We start from the raw sequence: 15,391 nt of genomic DNA on the forward strand, positions 1-15,391 counted from the left end.
TGTTTTTGCTCCCTAGGGGCTCAATGCCAAAGTACGCAGCGTGCTTATTCCCTCTTCCATAACCTCGAAATATACCGGCAGAAAATTAGCGAGGGTAAACCACATCAGGATGAAACCAAAAATCAGGGTAATCGGAAAACCAACAGTGAATACGTTCAATTGCGGAGCAGAACGACTCATAACCCCGAACGACATATTAACAATCATCAACGAGGTAAAGAGCGGCAACGTAATAAGCAGCGCTGCGCTAAACATCCATGAACCCATATCAACAATAGTGGAAAAGTGCGCGCTGTTCATGCCGCCACCGCCAATCGGGAAGGTTGTGAAACTGTCAATCATCAACTGCAAAACCACCAAATGACCATTGGTGCTCAAAAATAATAATGTGGATAACAATAAATAAAATTGCGAAAGGATTGTTACGCTAACACCACTCGATGGGTCATTCATTGCTGCAAAACCCAAACCCATTTTCATCGCCATAAACTGGCCGGCCAGCAGGAACACATGTAAAACCACTTGCATACAAAAGCCCAGCGCCAAGCCGATCAGAACCTCCTGGATAACCATCATAAAACCCTGGGCGGATAACATAGAGGTTACCGGCGATGCCGGCAGTACCGGCGCAATTAACAACGTGGTAAACAGTGTAAGAATAATCCGCAAACGCGCCGGCACGGTCCGTGCGCCAATGATAGGAATCGCCAGATAAAACGCACTAATCCGCAGCATCGGCCAAATATAGGTGCCGATAAATTGGCTTAGCTGTTCTTCTGAAATGATGAGTTCTTGCATCGCTTTTTTTGCCCAATCAATCTGCCGATTAAATTAAACCGCGCTATCCGATCAAACTCGGCACGCTTGAATAAAGGCGATTAAACAAATCCATGAACTTGGTGAGCAGCCAGGGACCCGCAATCATCAACGTAATCAGAGTAACAATTAAACGCGGCAAAAAACTCAGGGTTTGCTCGTTAATTTGGGTTGCAGCCTGAAACATACTGACAATCAGTCCCACAATCAGACCCGGGCCAATAATCACTAACAACATCAAAATGGTGAGAAAAAATGCATTGGCGAACAAATCCATTACGACTTCGGGCGTCATAGGTATACCTCCGTCATATACCGTAGCTGGCAGCCAATGTGCCTACAATCATGGCCCAACCATCTACAAGTACAAACAACATAATTTTAAACGGCAGGGAAATAATGAGTGGTGACAACATCATCATACCCATGGCCATTAACACGCTGGATACCACGATATCGATTACTAAAAAGGGAATGAAAATAATGAAACCAATCTGAAACGCCGTTTTTAATTCACTGATAATAAACGCGGGAACCAAGATATTAAATGGCGTTTCTTCAGGTACTGCAATCGGCGGATGCTTGGCAATTCCAACAAATAATGCGATGTCCGATTCTCGCGTCTGGGCCAACATAAAGCTGTGGAAAGGTGCTGCCGTCTTCGCCAGCGCTTCCTGCGCGCCGATTTGCTGATTAATGTAGGGTTGCAGTGCGTCTTGATTCACTTTATTCAATACCGGCTGCATAATGAATAGTGTTAAAAAAAGCGCAAGGCCAATCAAAATCTGGTTAGAGGGGGACTGCTGTAGACCCAGCGCCTGACGCAAAATGGAAAACACAATGATGATGCGCGTGAACGATGTCATCATCATTAAAATCGCCGGCAAAAAAGTCAAAGCCGTCATGATGGCAAGAATTTGCAAGGTCACAGTGTATTCTTGCGTTCCATTCGGATTGGTTTTCACTGTTAATGCAGGCAGCCCGGGAATCGCGGGCAAACTCCCTAATTGGCCCGCAGAACCAGACGCTTGGCTCATGGGCAACGAATTGGCTGAATCAGTAACTGGCGGCAAATTGGTTTGCGCCATTACAGGCTCCGCTACTAATAGATTGAGGCCCAGCGTCAGCGCCAATAAAAGCGCCAAGCGCAATAAGTTTGTGGGGTTCTTCGATAACAGGTACATCGGGCTGCGCAGCAGGTAAAAATTCATCTTCACTTTTGCGCTCCGGGGTTTTTGTTGTTAGTGGAGTCGTCACTTTCATTTCCGTTGCGTTGCAATATCGCCATTAATTTACGGCTGAATTCCGACGTATTCGCCTCAGCTGCAGTCGCTATTACCGGCGTTTCAAATACGTGCAAGGTATTAATGTGTGTGGGGGTAATACCCAACAACAATTGTTGGCCTGCCGCATCAATTAATACAATTCGCTCGCGGGTTCCCAGCGGCAAAGTCGCGAGCACGCGCATGTGCGTATTACCCGAGAAAGTCCCTTGCCCAAAACGTTTTACAAACCAGGAAATTCCGAAAATTAACGCCAGTATAAACATCAACCCCAAAGTGACGTTGACCAAATGGGCACCGCTACCTATCTGGGGATTTGTTGTGTTGGTATTGGGGTAATAAGTGCCGGCGGGTTTGCTTGTGCTGCTAATGCTATTACCGTTTCCAATGGTATTTGAGTTAACAGGTTCAGTATTAGCTGTTATAGATTCAGTTTGTGACTGCACCGGAGTTGTTGAACTGACAAGCGAGCTCGCTGAGGCTCCGTCCTGCGCGAAGCCACCGACTGCGAAAGACAACAGCCACGCGCTAGCGACTGAAAGGATTATTTTTTTTACGGCGGGGCCCATGGTTAACATTCCTGACATTTTTACCGCAGCTTTTTATTTCAACTGTTAACGCAATTTTTTAATCCGCTCAGCAGGACTGATCACATCCGTCATGCGAATACCAAATTTTTCATTAACAACAACCACTTCGCCATGGGCAATCAAAGTACCGTTTACCAATACATCCAACGGCTCGCCAGCGAGCCGATCCAACTCAATGACCGACCCTTGATTCAACTGCAATAAATTGCGAATGGTAATTGACGTGCGCCCTACCTCCATCGAAATGGACACGGGGATATCCAAAATAACATCCAGATCCGGACTGCCTGGCGCTTGCTTTAACGTTTCACTTTTTAATTCATCAAAGCTAACGGCATGCGTCATAGCCTCGTCGGCGTCAGCCTGTTCAGCCATTGCAGCAGCCCAGTCATCAGCCATCGCATCTTGATCGACATCATCATCTGCCATCTTTCTCACCCTTATCCGCGTTTGTATTTTCGCCTTTAGTGCCTGTGATATTGTAAGCGCTACGACGATCAATAAATTCTTTTACTTTTAGCGACAAAAAACCGTTTGATTGTCCAAGCTGGGTACGAAACATAGGGACCCCGTTCGCGGTAAGCACATGGTAATCAGGAAACTCTACGGGAATTACATCACCGACTTTTAAATCTACTATGTCGCGCAGCGTAATTTCACGACGCACTATGTCGCATTCCAGATCGACTTTCGCGGACAAAATATCTTCACGCAACGCCTTCTCCCAACGTTCATCGTGCTCATCGCTATCACTTTGTAAACCCGCATCAAGCACTTCGCGAATAGGTTCGATCATGGAATAGGGAACGGTGATATGCATTTCACCACCGCCGCCATCCAACTCAATGTGAAAAGTGCTAACCACAACCACTTCACTGGGGCTAACAATATTTGCCAAGGACGGATTTACTTCTGAGTGGACATATTCAAAGTTAATTGGGAAAACCGCTTTCCATGCTTCAGTCAGGTCTACGAAGGCCTGATTCAACACCATTTGGACCACCCGCAATTCTGTGGGCGTAAATTCGCGGCCTTCAATTTTCGCATGGCGACCATCACCGCCAAAAAAATTGTCTACCAGCTTAAATACCAGGCGCGCATCCAAAATAATTAACGCGGTACCGCGTAGCGGGCGAAACTTAACCATGTTTAAACTGGTGGGGACATACAAGGTGTGGACATATTCACCAAACTTTTGAATTTGCACCCCACCTACAGAAACATCTGCGGTTCTGCGCAACAGGTTAAACATACTAATACGGGTGTAGCGCGCAAAACGCTCGTTAATCATCTCCAGCGTAGGCATGCGCCCACGTACAATGCGATCCTGACTGGTTAGGTCATAATTCTTAACCGTCCCCGGCTCTACGTCCGATTCGGTATCGATATCGCCGTCATCAACGCCATGTAAGAGCGCGTCAATTTCGTCTTGTGAGAGTAGATCTTGCACGGCGGATTCCTTATTGCATTACAAAATTGGTAAAGAGTACTTCCTCAACCTGGGTTATCTTTGGTTTTTCTTCATCCTCGCTTTTCTCAGCGAGGGCTTGTTGCTCTTTTTTCAATTGCTTATTAATTATTTCAAGTGCTTCTTCTTTCAAGGTTTCTTTCCCTTCCGGGGTTTGTAATTCCTCAAAGTTTTTGCTGCTTAACAGCATCACCAAACCATTGCGAATAGCGGGCATGTGTAACTTCAACAACTCCTCCAGCGCGGGGTCGCGGAAAAGTAACGTCATAGCAGCCTGCAAATATCGTTGGCGCCCGTTTACATTAAAGTTAATCGTGAAATTAGGAGCCATATCGAAATAAATGGCCGGGGCTAGCGTTGATTCTTTTTCGGTTTCCTCTGCCGCCGCTTCTTCTGTTGCTGCTGGCGCCGGCGCCAAAATCTTTAGCGCCGCGACAGTTCCACCGATAGATACAGCTACCAACGCGACAGCTAGACCAATCATCAGCATTAGCTTTTTTTTCTTTTTACCACCAGCTTCAGCGCCAGCGTCATTCGGTGCTTTTTGTGGAGCAGCAGCCATGTCAAAACTCCGTCACTTTCAGGATATAAATGGGTTCGAGCAATACCTGTGCCAGTATCGCCTTTGAAGCTTAGCAGTGGCTGTGCAGTTTGCGAGGGGAAAAACGATAAAAAACAAAGATGTAGAGAAGCTGAGCAGATTGCTCAGCTTCTCATCACATTGATGTGAAATTTCAACAAAAAACTAGGCGTAGTGATCAACCAAGCGTGTGGAAACAATTGTACTTGCCGCAATTGGCATCAGCTCATCATCTTCCGCATCATTTGCAGATCCACCGGACCTCCCCTTCTCACTCTCTTGCTGTTGAGCGAAGGATTTGTCAGAGACATCGACGTTAACCAGATTTAATCCCTGCTCGGAAAACATCTCGCGCAGTCGGTTTAGTTGTTGATCCAGCGCTTCACGTACTACCGGATGCGGACTAGTAAAAGACACACTGGCTTGATCCTGGTTCACAGTCACTTTGACATGCATGGTGCCAAGGTCTGGTGGGTCCAATCTTATTTCTGCGGAGCTGACATTTTGTGCCGCTAACCACAGCACTTTCTCACCGACAGCCTGACTCCATTGTGGCTGACCCACCGTGACAGGCAACCCGGTTTGAACTACAAAACTTCTCGTCGAGGGTGATTGCGCCTCGCTTAACCTTACTAGCGGTTCCGCCACACTCGTTGCAGTTAAGGCGGGTTTGGTGGGATCGATCACTGGCGTTGTTTTGTCAGCGGACGCACCGGTTTCCATCAATTTACTGAACGTCGCCTTCCCACTCAGAACCAAAAAATCAGGATTATCGAATGCATCAACTTCCGCTTGAGCGTCCTTGGCGATGAGATCCGCCGTATCATTCGCGACAGAGTCTTGACCGAGCTGATTAACCGAGGACGCGAGCGGATCAGTGGGGGCGCCCGGCACACCCGCCGTTGCTACGCTGCTATCCGAACGCACCGCTGTGGCTGGTACTGCGGTGAAAAGGTTGGCGACTTGCGACTCACCGCCGTCTGTGTCCATCCCGGTTTCAGGTGCAGGGGGCGTAATGACCGGTGTAGAGGATAGATTTTCATCCGCCTCAGAAGTCGGCATCGCTAGCGAGTCAACCAGTAACGGATCTATTGCGGTAGCTATGGCTTCATCGAGGGATGCACCATCCTCATCATTATTCGTGTCCCCTTCAACCTTCCCTACCTGGGGCATTTCTACAATATTTTCAGTGTCTCCCCCGGGTAAAAGTTCAGGTGATAGCAGCGCAACGATAGAAGCAGGATCTGCCACAAGCACATTCTCGTCAACAGACTCGGCAATCTGAGATTCAGATTTACCATCAGCTACAGCCATATCCTCTAGCCGCACGTCATTAACCTCTGAGTCCTCCAGGTTAGATTGCGATGTTTTTGCGGCTCCTTGAGATTCCGCTGTTTTTTTGCCGATGGGTGCCTTTTCCGTCTTATGACTACCACCAGCATTTGTATCTTTTGACCCCTCTGCACGAGCATCAGCGACCCTCGGGTGGGGTTCAACTTTAGCTGTGGTTTCCGCTGACGGCCTGCGGGCAGCAGGTTTAGCGGCGGCAATTTCTGGCCGCGCTTGATCTAACGCGTCGCGAAATTTTTCACTGCTGTTTACACCCGCATCAGAACGATTTTTTGCGGACGCTACTTTACCAGCGGCAGAGTTAGCGCTAGTTGCTCCGAGCAAACTACTGAGAAGGTTGCCATTATTCATGTGCTGCTCCAGCCAGGAGTAACGGCAAGTGTTTGCCGCCCACTCATTCAATAACCAGTTTCAGCAGAGATATTGCAAGGGAGGTGCCAACACACCAAGGTGAAGAGAAACATTCAAACGAAGATATTTAAATTTGAAAGACTAGAATGAATCTAACAGCGATTGAACTAGCAGGTATTCCTGCTCTATTGCCTGAACATCCCCATCAAGCCCCTGCAAGTCTCCTGCAAGAGCCTTTTTTTCCAGCGCTGCGCACAAAGCAGATAGTTGCTTAGCGCCAACATTACTACTACTACCTTTAAAGCTATGCGCAGAGCGACGGATGGCATCTGCATCAGTACCCCGAACAACTTCATAGAGCTTTTTTAAACGCTCAGTTGAATCTTGCCTGAAGGTTTCAATTAACAAACCAAAGTCATCCTCCATGACTTGTTTTAGTGTATGTAGTGTCTCGTAATCCAGATGATCCATTTATTCACATCTCACCAAGTTAATATTGTCCTTGATAGCAAGCTAGTCGTCATTTTCCCAGGAAAAATCTACTTCCGCGATATTACCGCGCCCGGAATACCTTACCCCACCACACAGCTTCTCAACTAAAGCAATGCCGCGTCCACTATAACCGAACGCGGTCAAATTATTGGGTGCTCGACTGGCATAATCAAACCCTTCGCCACTGTCTTCGATCCGCACCTTCAATACACCACCTATTTCATTTGTCTTATGCGAAATATTAATTCGCACATAACCACTATCAACTTGATTAATGCGTTCTTCACGCAAGCGATAATAATCAGTAAAGCCATCTGGGGTTTGCTTGAGTTCTGAATTCAGCTTTAACACACCATGCTCTAATGCATTGGTATAAAGCTCCGCCAATATTGTATAGAGGGTGCTACTAAACGCGCGCAAACTGGGAACTTCCATGAGTACATTGAGCAGCATGGGAAGCGGATCAAATACCTTGAAACTGGTGGGCTTTACTTCGAAACGCATAGCCCATTCGATATCTGCATTTCCGTAGCGCTCGCTTGCCTCTTTTGCGAAAGCATTCACCCGCTCAGGCTCATCCATGCGAATTTCCAGCAGCGATAAATCATCATCTTTTTCGCCACTGCCAACAAATTGCTGCACACTCTCAATAATTTCATCAAACAGACGATTGTGGTTTTGATTGCCCGAAAAGACGCGCTTTAAGCGCTCTTCACCAAACATCTCACCAGATGCATTGCGCGCCTCATGTATCCCGTCGGACCATACAAAAATACGATCATGGCGTTCCAGTTCAAAATATTCGCAGTTGTCTTTAAAGGCACGATTGGATAATACCCCCAATGGCAAATGCGTAGACTTAATAGGAGTAATACTGCCATCTCCGTGACGATGTACAAAACAATCCGGAAGCCCGCCATTCCAGATTTTAATTTTGCGTTTTCGAAAATTAATATCCATCATGACGGCACAGCAAAAAATTCCTACCGGCAAAATATTTTTCAACTTTCCATTTATTTCGCGCAGGATATCGGTCATGGAAAACCCTTTGGGTACCATGCCATAAAAGGTAGAAGCCAAGGGCATAGCACCGATTGCCGCAGGCAGGCCATGACCAGTGAAATCACCGAGCAACACCATCATGCTGCCTGAAGGGCGCATCGCAGCGACCAGTACATCACCGTTAAATACTGCAAGAGAGGATAAAAAGTAACGGACGTTATTTGCATTTAAACATCCGCTATGCGCCACATTATCAAACACATGCTTGGCAACCATTTGCTCCTGCAACAAACGATTGTTGTATTGCACGATTTGATCGCGTTGGGTCAGCATGGTGCTATGTAATTCGCGCATGCGATTGAACGATTTTATTTTCGCTTGCAGGATGATTCTATTGTAAGGTTTGGATAGGAAATCATCGCCACCGGCATCCAGACATTGAACCAGTGATTCAGTATCCGATAATGAAGTGAGGAAAATGATAGGAACCAGCTCATCGCCAGCCAGCTCCTTGATTTTGCGTGCGGCGCCAAAACCGTCCAACTCAGGCATTAACGCATCCAGCAAGACTATATCTGGACGTTCCGCAGAATATACCTTAATGGCTTCGAGGCCGTTGCAGGCAGAGACAACAGTGTGCCCCTCTTTGCGTACAATGCTTTCTAAAATTAGCCTGTCAGTATCTGTATCGTCAGCGACCAGAATTTTTAAGCGACGCACATCATTCATAAGATCGCTTCCATACATCACTCACACACAATCATTTTAACGAAGGTGGAAACAAACCTTTGCAGGAGATATTTTTAGCACTATTGAATATCAAACAATTGTTCAAAATTGGAAATCAGCAGGATTTTTTTCACATCAGGTGCACAATTAACAATCTGAATGCTGGATTGTTCACCACCGGCGTAATCACGCAGTAGTAACAACATACCCAGCGCAGAACTGTCCAGATAAGAAGTACCCTGCAAATCAACCCGATAGTGCGTGGGCGCGTGTGAGAGCTTTTCGTAGGCGCTACGGAATTCCTGGTGGGAACTAAAATCGAATCGGCCTTGGATATAAATTGTGACTTGATTGCCGTCAGGGGATACAGTTGACGTGATCGCCATGTCTTACCTCGTAAAAAAACTTCAGATCATTCCCGGCTCTGGGGTTGGCCCATCGGCTGGCACCCCTTAAGGATAGCCTATAACGCCGAGCTTGCAGTAGGGCTTATTCAGTTTTCTATGGACTTGAAGGCTACTCCAGCCCGGCCCGGTGTTGCAACTGCAGCGAGCTTAGTTCATCCAGCTCTTTCTGCAAACGTTTCTCCAGCAGTAAATCATCGTCGTACTGTAAACGTTTGATCAAATCCTCAATCGATTTGCGCTTCTGGTGCTTGATTTGCCATTGTTTTTGTAAGTTGGCCAACATGCCCTGCATGCGCACCACTTTGGATTCCTGCTCACTGCAAGCTTCATTCAAACGATGGATAAAGCTACTGTAGTTTATCAGCTCGTGCGCAAGTATTCCCTGACGCAAGCCACCCTGTGCGTCCAGATACTGTTTAGCATAATCGCGCAGCTCTTGCAGTTGGCGCTCTTCTTGGGCCAATTGATCGCGAAAATGGCGCAGTTTTTCGGCAGCGTCATCCTCCTGACGTTCTGCCAGCATCAACACTACTTTCATGCGTTTTGCGCGAGATTCAACCATGCACAACCTTTAGTTAGGCGGATTATTACCAAATATTAAAAATAGCTTATTTTTGTTTTTATCATTAAAAATAAATTAGCGTTGACGATGTTGTGCAGCTAAGGGGCTATTTGCCTTGCTATTAGCTGGCGGCTTCAGTAACGCTTTGAGATTAGCGATAGATTCAGGCAAATGAACACCCTGTTTGATGCCCTGTTGGATAAACGCGCGTAGGTGCGGAAAGCGTTCAATAGCCATATCGGTATCCGGATCTGCTCCTGGCGTGTAAGCGCCGATCGCAATAAGGTCGCGGTTTTGCTGGAATTTGGCAAGCAGCTGCTTAAATCGCTGCATCATCTTGAGATGCTCGTCATCGACAATATTTTGCATCGCACGACTAATAGATGCTTCCACATCTATCGCCGGGTAAATCCCCTCCTCCGCCAGGCGACGCGAGAGTACCACATGGCCGTCCAGAATCGCCCGAGCTGAGTCGGCAATCGGATCCTGGAGGTCATCGCCTTCAGTTAATACGGTGTAAAAAGCAGTAATAGAACCTTCACCTTCAGCGGCATTACCAGCGCGTTCCACCAATTGGGGAATTTTTGCGAATACCGACGGAGGATAACCCTTGGTTGCCGGAGGTTCTCCAATCGCTAACGCAATCTCACGTTGCGCCTGGGCAAACCGGGTCAATGAATCCATTAACAGAAGTACGTTCAAGCCTTGGTCACGATAGTATTCCGCAATACGGCTGGATAATTGCGAAGCACGCAGACGCATCAAAGGCGCATCGTCCGCCGGGGAAGCGACCACAACGGCTCGGCGCAGGCCTTCTTCGCCGAGGATATGATCGATAAACTCTTTTACTTCGCGCCCACGTTCACCAACCAACCCAACAACTACCACATCGGCAGTAGTAAAGCGGGTCATCATCCCCATTAGCACACTCTTACCAACGCCGGACCCAGCCATCAGACCGAGGCGCTGCCCGCGCCCTACGGTGATTAAGGCGTTAATAGCTCGTACGCCAACATCCAACGGCTCGCTAATTGGATGCCGCTGAAGGGGGTTAATTGCGCTCGGATGAAAGTCCAAAAATTCGTCGCCGATTAGCGGCCCCTTACCATCCAGTGGTTGGCCAATGCCGTTCACTACCCGACCCAATAGTTGCGGCCCGATACGCATTCCCATTTGGCTGGACACTGGAACCACGCGCGCGCCTGGCTGTAAACCTTCGACTTGCTTAATGGGCATCAGGAAGACTTTATCACCGGCAAAACCGACCACTTCAGCTTCAATCCGCCGGTTATCACTATTAATAATTTCACATTGGCGCCCGACAGAAACATTCAACCCGACAGCTTCAAGCGTTAAACCCACCGCGCGGGTAATACGCCCTTCAGCCTGGGGTTCGGTATAGGTGGGCTTGCGCGGCGCGTAGCTGCGGATACGTGAGACTATGGATTGACGTTCAGACATATCAACCTAGTTTTCATCTGGTTCAGATTGCGTTGCTCGTTCAGCAGGTGCGGATTGCCCTGCCGGTGTTGTCACCTCATCGAAATCCTCTTCATCAGTCGCCGCCAATTGTTTAGTGATAAATTGTTCCAACACCGTTTTTAAACGTGAACCTACAGAGAAATCCACACGACTCTCGGGCGTTTCTATTCGGCAACCACCGGGTAACAATTCAGTATCACCCAAAAATTTCCATTCCAATTGTTGTTCTGCTGCATAAGTTTCTATCGCTGCCAAATCGTCTGGATTTAAGCACACACGAATATTTCTACTGCCGACGGGCAATGCATCGACTGCACTACGCACCAGTTCGAGAATTTGCGATGAATCAGTTTGCACTTCGCGTTGAACGACGCTTTGAGTGAGCGTGCAGATTACATCCAACAACAAATGTTCCAGATCATCATCCTGCTCATCGATGGGATTCAATAAAGCACTTGCCAGTTTTTGAAAGCGCTGTTGCTCCGCCACTAATTGCGCGCGCATTTCCATTAAGCCTTGCTGGCGTCCGGCTTCGTAACCTTCGGTATTACCTTTGGTATAGCCTTCTTTATGACCTTGTTCGAAACCATCCTTTTCCGCAGCATCAAAAATCGCTTGCATTTCTTCCGCCGTCATCCCCATTTGAACCGGCTGCTCTTCCACCGCGATTTCAACCACTTCAATTTTTTCTTGCTCGCGACGCAGCAATCGCTCACGCCGATCACGCGCTTCTTTTTCGGCAGAGGACAATACCCGCCCGTTATCACTGACTGGCGGCAATACCCAAGCGGTAGCTTGTTCAACCGCTTCCGCAGGAATACGGTTGGGTAAATTGGAATCTGACATACTTAGGTTATCCCGACAACAATTATCCCAATCGCATTTAGCCTGATTAACGATAACGAGTTACATCAAATAGTGAGCAAAACGATGGGCGATCCATTAAACCATCTGATCGCCACCACCACCCAACATGATTTCGCCGGCATCGGCCATGCGGCGTGCAGTAATAAGAATTTCTTTTTGCGCTGCTTCCACATCGGCCAGGCGCATAGGCGGCTTGGTTTCCAAATCGTCGCGCAACAATTCGGCGGCGCGCTTGGACATATTTTTGAAGATTTTTTCTTTGAGTTCGTCGTCGGCTCCCTTGAGCGCAACCACCAATACGTCGGAAGATACTTCGCGCAACAGTGCCTGGATTCCGCGATCGTCCACCTCCTTGAGGTTTTCGAACACGAACATAAGATCCTGGATCTGATTGCCCATGTCTTCGTCGATCTCTTTGATACCCTCCATCAACTCTGCCTCGATAGAACCATCCAAATTGTTCATAATTTCCGCCGCGACTTTATAGCCGCCCATCGTTTTGGTTTGTGACGCAGCGTTACCGGAGAATTGTTTTTCCAGAATATCGTTCAGTTCCTGCAATGCGCTAGGCTGTACCGTATCGAGTGATGCTACACGCATCATAATATCGAGGCGAACTTTTTCGGGGAAATAACCGAGGATTTCTGCAGACTGATCCGCATCCAGATAAGCGATAACAATTGCCTGAATTTGCGGGTGTTCGTTGCGGATAATATCGGCGACCGAACGCGCCTCCATCCATTTCAGCGTATCCAAACCAGTAGTGTTGCCGCCAATTAAAATACGGTCGATCAAGCTGTTGGCTTTATCTTCGCCCAACGCCGTCACCAACATTTTGCGGATGTAATTATCAGCACCTACACCCAAGCCTGTTAGGGTGCGTACTTCATCCAAAAAGTTGGCAAGTACCGCTTGCACTTCCGATTGCTGCACGTTTTGTAATTGCGTCATGGCGGCACCAATACGCTGTACTTCTTTCGGCCCCATGTGCTTGAGAATTTCAGCCGCGTCGGCTTCACCGAGTGACATTAATAAAATCGCCGCTTGATCTACATAGCGCATTTTCAGCGCTGGTTTTGTAGCGACCGCTTTATCATTAGTATTTGCATCAGTCATCGCGATTTATCCACTTTTTAACAACCTGGGCAACGCGGCCCGGGTCATCGGCAATCAAACCTTTAATAGCATTAATTTGTTCTTCGTAACCCTGTTCAGGCCCGGGCAACAAGAGCGCATGACCACCGGTAAGCGTGACAGTCTCATCAGACATATTTTCCAGTCCAGCCATGCCGCCAGCAGCTTCCAATGCTGCCAACTGCCGCGCTTCTTCCTCTTCAGCAAGCTTACCGCCTTGCTTGGAAAGGCTTTTAAACATGGGCCGCAGCAATCCAAACACAATCAGTAGTATCACCAGAACGCTGGCAATGTATTTAATATTGGGAATAATCCATTGCTCCCACCAGGGGATTTCCATGCCTGCGGTTGGATCTTCTACGCGATTGGCGAAGGCCGAGTTCAAAACATTGACGCTATCACCACGAACTGCACTGAACCCAACCGCATCCCTCACCAGTATAGACAAGCGCTCCAATTCGTTTTCGGTCCAGGGCACTAAAGTTTGGGTGCCATCAGCATTCATAACCATCTTATCGTCCACCACCACTGCTACGGTCAAACGTTTGAGTGAACCTTGCTGATGTTTGGTGTAGCTAACCGTGCGATCCAACTCGTAGTTACGTGTGGCTTGCTCACGGTTATTCGTTGGTTGCTGTGCAGCTGCAGGTTGGCCAGTAGCCGGGTCGATTTGTTCGGGAACCTGGGTAGTTGTGCCCGGTGGTTGGTTGGTGAGCGCACCGGGAATACCCGCAGCCACATCGCCTGCACGGCGGGTTTCGTTTAAGGTTTGTTCGGAACGAATCGCAGGTAAATCCGGATTGAAAGTCTCCGCAGCTTGCTCCACCGCCGTGAAATCAATGTCGGCACTGACTTCGGCGCGGAATTTTCCGGAGCCAACTACGGGTTCAAGAATGCTGTTAATACGTTTAATAACACTGGATTCCACATCTTTGGAGTATTTATGTTGCTTTTCAGCTAACAATAGATCCGCACTGTCTTCCCCCGTCGACAACAAATTTCCGTGCTGATCTACCACTGTTACGTCAGCCATTTTCATGCCCGGCACTGAAGAGGCGACCAAATTCATAATGGCTTTAACCTGTGCCGGATCAACTGACCGGCCGGCAAATACTTCAACGAACACCGACGCAGTCGGGTTGGTTGCATCGCGCACAAATACAGTCTTTTTAGGAATGGCTAAATGCACGCGCGCGCTGCGAATACTGGTAATACTGGTGATGGTACGCGCAAGCTCGCCTTCAATACTGCGCTGGTAACGAGTGCCTTCCACAAACTGGCTGGTACCCAATGGCTGCTCTTTATCCATTAATTCAAAGCCCTGCGTAGGGCTGGAAGGCAAGCCAAATTCAGCTAATTTCAAACGCGCCATGTGCACGTCTTCGGCGGCAACGAGAATTGCGCCGGAGTTTTGATCTACTTTAAATTTAATCTGGTTCTGTTCGAGAACATCCACTACGTTCGCAGCATCCAGGTTATCCATACGACCATAGAGTGGGCGGTAGTCATCGCCCTGAATCCACATCACCACCGCAAAACCGATCGCGACACTCGCAGCCAGAGTTACCATCAAGCCAACTTGGCGTAGCAAATTCAGGCTACTTAACCCTTCCAAAAAGTCACCGCCGATTTTATTTTTTTCAGCGGGAAGGTTGTCAGCATCAGCGGCGGGAGTAGCCATAATCATTACACCTTGGAATTACTGTTTAGCGGTTAGCTGTTTTTTTTAATCAGAATTAATTAATGGCTAAATAGGCATATTCATTACGTCGCGATAGGCTTCAATCAGTTTGTTACGCACCTGTACCGTAGCCTGGAAAGCAACCGAAGATTTCTGCGAGGCAATCATCACATCCGTAATATCCACACCAGCAACACCGCGCTCATAAGCTTCCGCCATGTCACTCGAGCTCTTTTGCACGTCGTTAACTTTGTTAATTGCCTGCGTCATTAAATCGCCGAAGCTGGGAACCTTGGTGGGGTTTTCAACCGGCACCGCGCCCAGGCTGCGTAAGCCACCCGGCGCATCTGCTATGCCTTGCGGGCGCTGAAACACCTGGGTTTGCGCCTTTAAACTGCGCATTTCACCCAGCAAGCGGCTAATGTCTACGCGATCAGTCATGATCCTATCCCCCCTTTTAATCGCAACCTGTACCGACAAAAATTTGGCATTTGTGCGACGAAATTCATCATTGCAAGGGATTTTGCACAAAGCAGGCCAACCTTTGCCGCCCGGCAAGCTGTTGCCTGAATTGGGCTAAAACGCAACCAAAAAACG

Annotated in this window: 17 protein-coding genes; all 17 read right to left on the reverse strand. The window is 48.0% G+C overall.

Translation table 11 applies throughout. The features are described 5' to 3' along the window. Window positions 1-12: 12 nt before the first annotated feature. The 17 genes from fliR to fliE all read right to left on the reverse strand — a co-directional run bounded on the left by fliR (window position 13) and on the right by fliE (window position 15,235). The gene (fliR, locus tag D0C16_RS03905) at window positions 13-798 is read right to left on the reverse strand and encodes a flagellar biosynthetic protein FliR (RefSeq protein ID WP_151031093.1); all 786 of its coding nucleotides are present in this window, start codon (window positions 796-798) and stop codon (window positions 13-15) included. 43 nt (window positions 799-841) lie between these two features. Then, the gene (fliQ, locus tag D0C16_RS03910) at window positions 842-1,111 is read right to left on the reverse strand and encodes a flagellar biosynthesis protein FliQ (protein ID WP_151031094.1); all 270 of its coding nucleotides are present in this window, start codon (window positions 1,109-1,111) and stop codon (window positions 842-844) included. A 13-nt stretch (window positions 1,112-1,124) separates the two neighbouring features. Further along, the gene (gene fliP / locus D0C16_RS03915; RefSeq protein ID WP_370458214.1) at window positions 1,125-2,000 is read right to left on the reverse strand and encodes a flagellar type III secretion system pore protein FliP; all 876 of its coding nucleotides are present in this window, start codon (window positions 1,998-2,000) and stop codon (window positions 1,125-1,127) included. 29 nt (window positions 2,001-2,029) lie between these two features. After that, window positions 2,030-2,668: a flagellar biosynthetic protein FliO gene (fliO, locus tag D0C16_RS03920; protein WP_191968637.1), complete on the reverse strand. Its 639-nt coding sequence runs from the start codon at window positions 2,666-2,668 to the stop codon at window positions 2,030-2,032. Between the two features lie 45 nt (window positions 2,669-2,713). Further along, the gene (fliN, locus tag D0C16_RS03925) at window positions 2,714-3,118 is read right to left on the reverse strand and encodes a flagellar motor switch protein FliN (protein WP_151031096.1); all 405 of its coding nucleotides are present in this window, start codon (window positions 3,116-3,118) and stop codon (window positions 2,714-2,716) included. Beyond that, window positions 3,108-4,139, reverse strand: coding sequence for a flagellar motor switch protein FliM (fliM, locus tag D0C16_RS03930; RefSeq protein ID WP_151031097.1), 1,032 nt, complete (start codon window positions 4,137-4,139; stop codon window positions 3,108-3,110). Before fliM ends, fliN begins: the two co-directional genes overlap by 11 nt. 10 nt (window positions 4,140-4,149) lie before the next feature. Next, a complete protein-coding gene (fliL, locus tag D0C16_RS03935; protein WP_151031098.1) occupies window positions 4,150-4,719 on the reverse strand; it encodes a flagellar basal body-associated protein FliL in 570 nt (189 codons plus the stop codon). Between the two features lie 183 nt (window positions 4,720-4,902). Next, window positions 4,903-6,438: a flagellar hook-length control protein FliK gene (locus tag D0C16_RS03940; protein ID WP_151031099.1), complete on the reverse strand. Its 1,536-nt coding sequence runs from the start codon at window positions 6,436-6,438 to the stop codon at window positions 4,903-4,905. 141 nt (window positions 6,439-6,579) lie between these two features. Continuing rightward, the gene (locus D0C16_RS03945; protein WP_151031100.1) at window positions 6,580-6,909 is read right to left on the reverse strand and encodes an Hpt domain-containing protein; all 330 of its coding nucleotides are present in this window, start codon (window positions 6,907-6,909) and stop codon (window positions 6,580-6,582) included. Window positions 6,910-6,951: 42 nt separating this feature from the next. After that, the gene (locus D0C16_RS03950; RefSeq protein ID WP_151031101.1) at window positions 6,952-8,661 is read right to left on the reverse strand and encodes a SpoIIE family protein phosphatase; all 1,710 of its coding nucleotides are present in this window, start codon (window positions 8,659-8,661) and stop codon (window positions 6,952-6,954) included. A gap of 80 nt (window positions 8,662-8,741) precedes the next feature. Further along, the gene (locus D0C16_RS03955) at window positions 8,742-9,047 is read right to left on the reverse strand and encodes an STAS domain-containing protein (protein WP_151031102.1); all 306 of its coding nucleotides are present in this window, start codon (window positions 9,045-9,047) and stop codon (window positions 8,742-8,744) included. 130 nt (window positions 9,048-9,177) lie between these two features. Beyond that, window positions 9,178-9,630 (reverse strand): flagellar export protein FliJ, encoded by a 453-nt coding sequence (gene fliJ / locus D0C16_RS03960; RefSeq protein WP_151031103.1) that lies wholly within the window; start codon window positions 9,628-9,630, stop codon window positions 9,178-9,180. A gap of 75 nt (window positions 9,631-9,705) precedes the next feature. Further along, window positions 9,706-11,091: a flagellar protein export ATPase FliI gene (fliI, locus tag D0C16_RS03965; protein ID WP_151031104.1), complete on the reverse strand. Its 1,386-nt coding sequence runs from the start codon at window positions 11,089-11,091 to the stop codon at window positions 9,706-9,708. 6 nt (window positions 11,092-11,097) lie between these two features. Next, on the reverse strand, window positions 11,098-11,958 hold the full coding sequence (locus D0C16_RS03970; RefSeq protein ID WP_151031105.1) for a flagellar assembly protein FliH: 861 nt from the start codon (window positions 11,956-11,958) through the stop codon (window positions 11,098-11,100). 96 nt (window positions 11,959-12,054) lie between these two features. After that, entirely contained in the window at window positions 12,055-13,095 is a 1,041-nt protein-coding gene (fliG, locus tag D0C16_RS03975) for a flagellar motor switch protein FliG (RefSeq protein ID WP_151031106.1), read from the reverse strand. Further along, on the reverse strand, window positions 13,088-14,794 hold the full coding sequence (fliF, locus tag D0C16_RS03980; protein WP_151031107.1) for a flagellar basal-body MS-ring/collar protein FliF: 1,707 nt from the start codon (window positions 14,792-14,794) through the stop codon (window positions 13,088-13,090). Before fliF ends, fliG begins: the two co-directional genes overlap by 8 nt. 66 nt (window positions 14,795-14,860) lie before the next feature. Continuing rightward, on the reverse strand, window positions 14,861-15,235 hold the full coding sequence (gene fliE, locus D0C16_RS03985; protein ID WP_151031108.1) for a flagellar hook-basal body complex protein FliE: 375 nt from the start codon (window positions 15,233-15,235) through the stop codon (window positions 14,861-14,863). Between the last annotated feature and the right edge of the window lie 156 nt (window positions 15,236-15,391).

The organism is Cellvibrio sp. KY-GH-1, assembly GCF_008806975.1.
In the GTDB taxonomy this organism is placed as follows: domain Bacteria; phylum Pseudomonadota; class Gammaproteobacteria; order Pseudomonadales; family Cellvibrionaceae; genus Cellvibrio.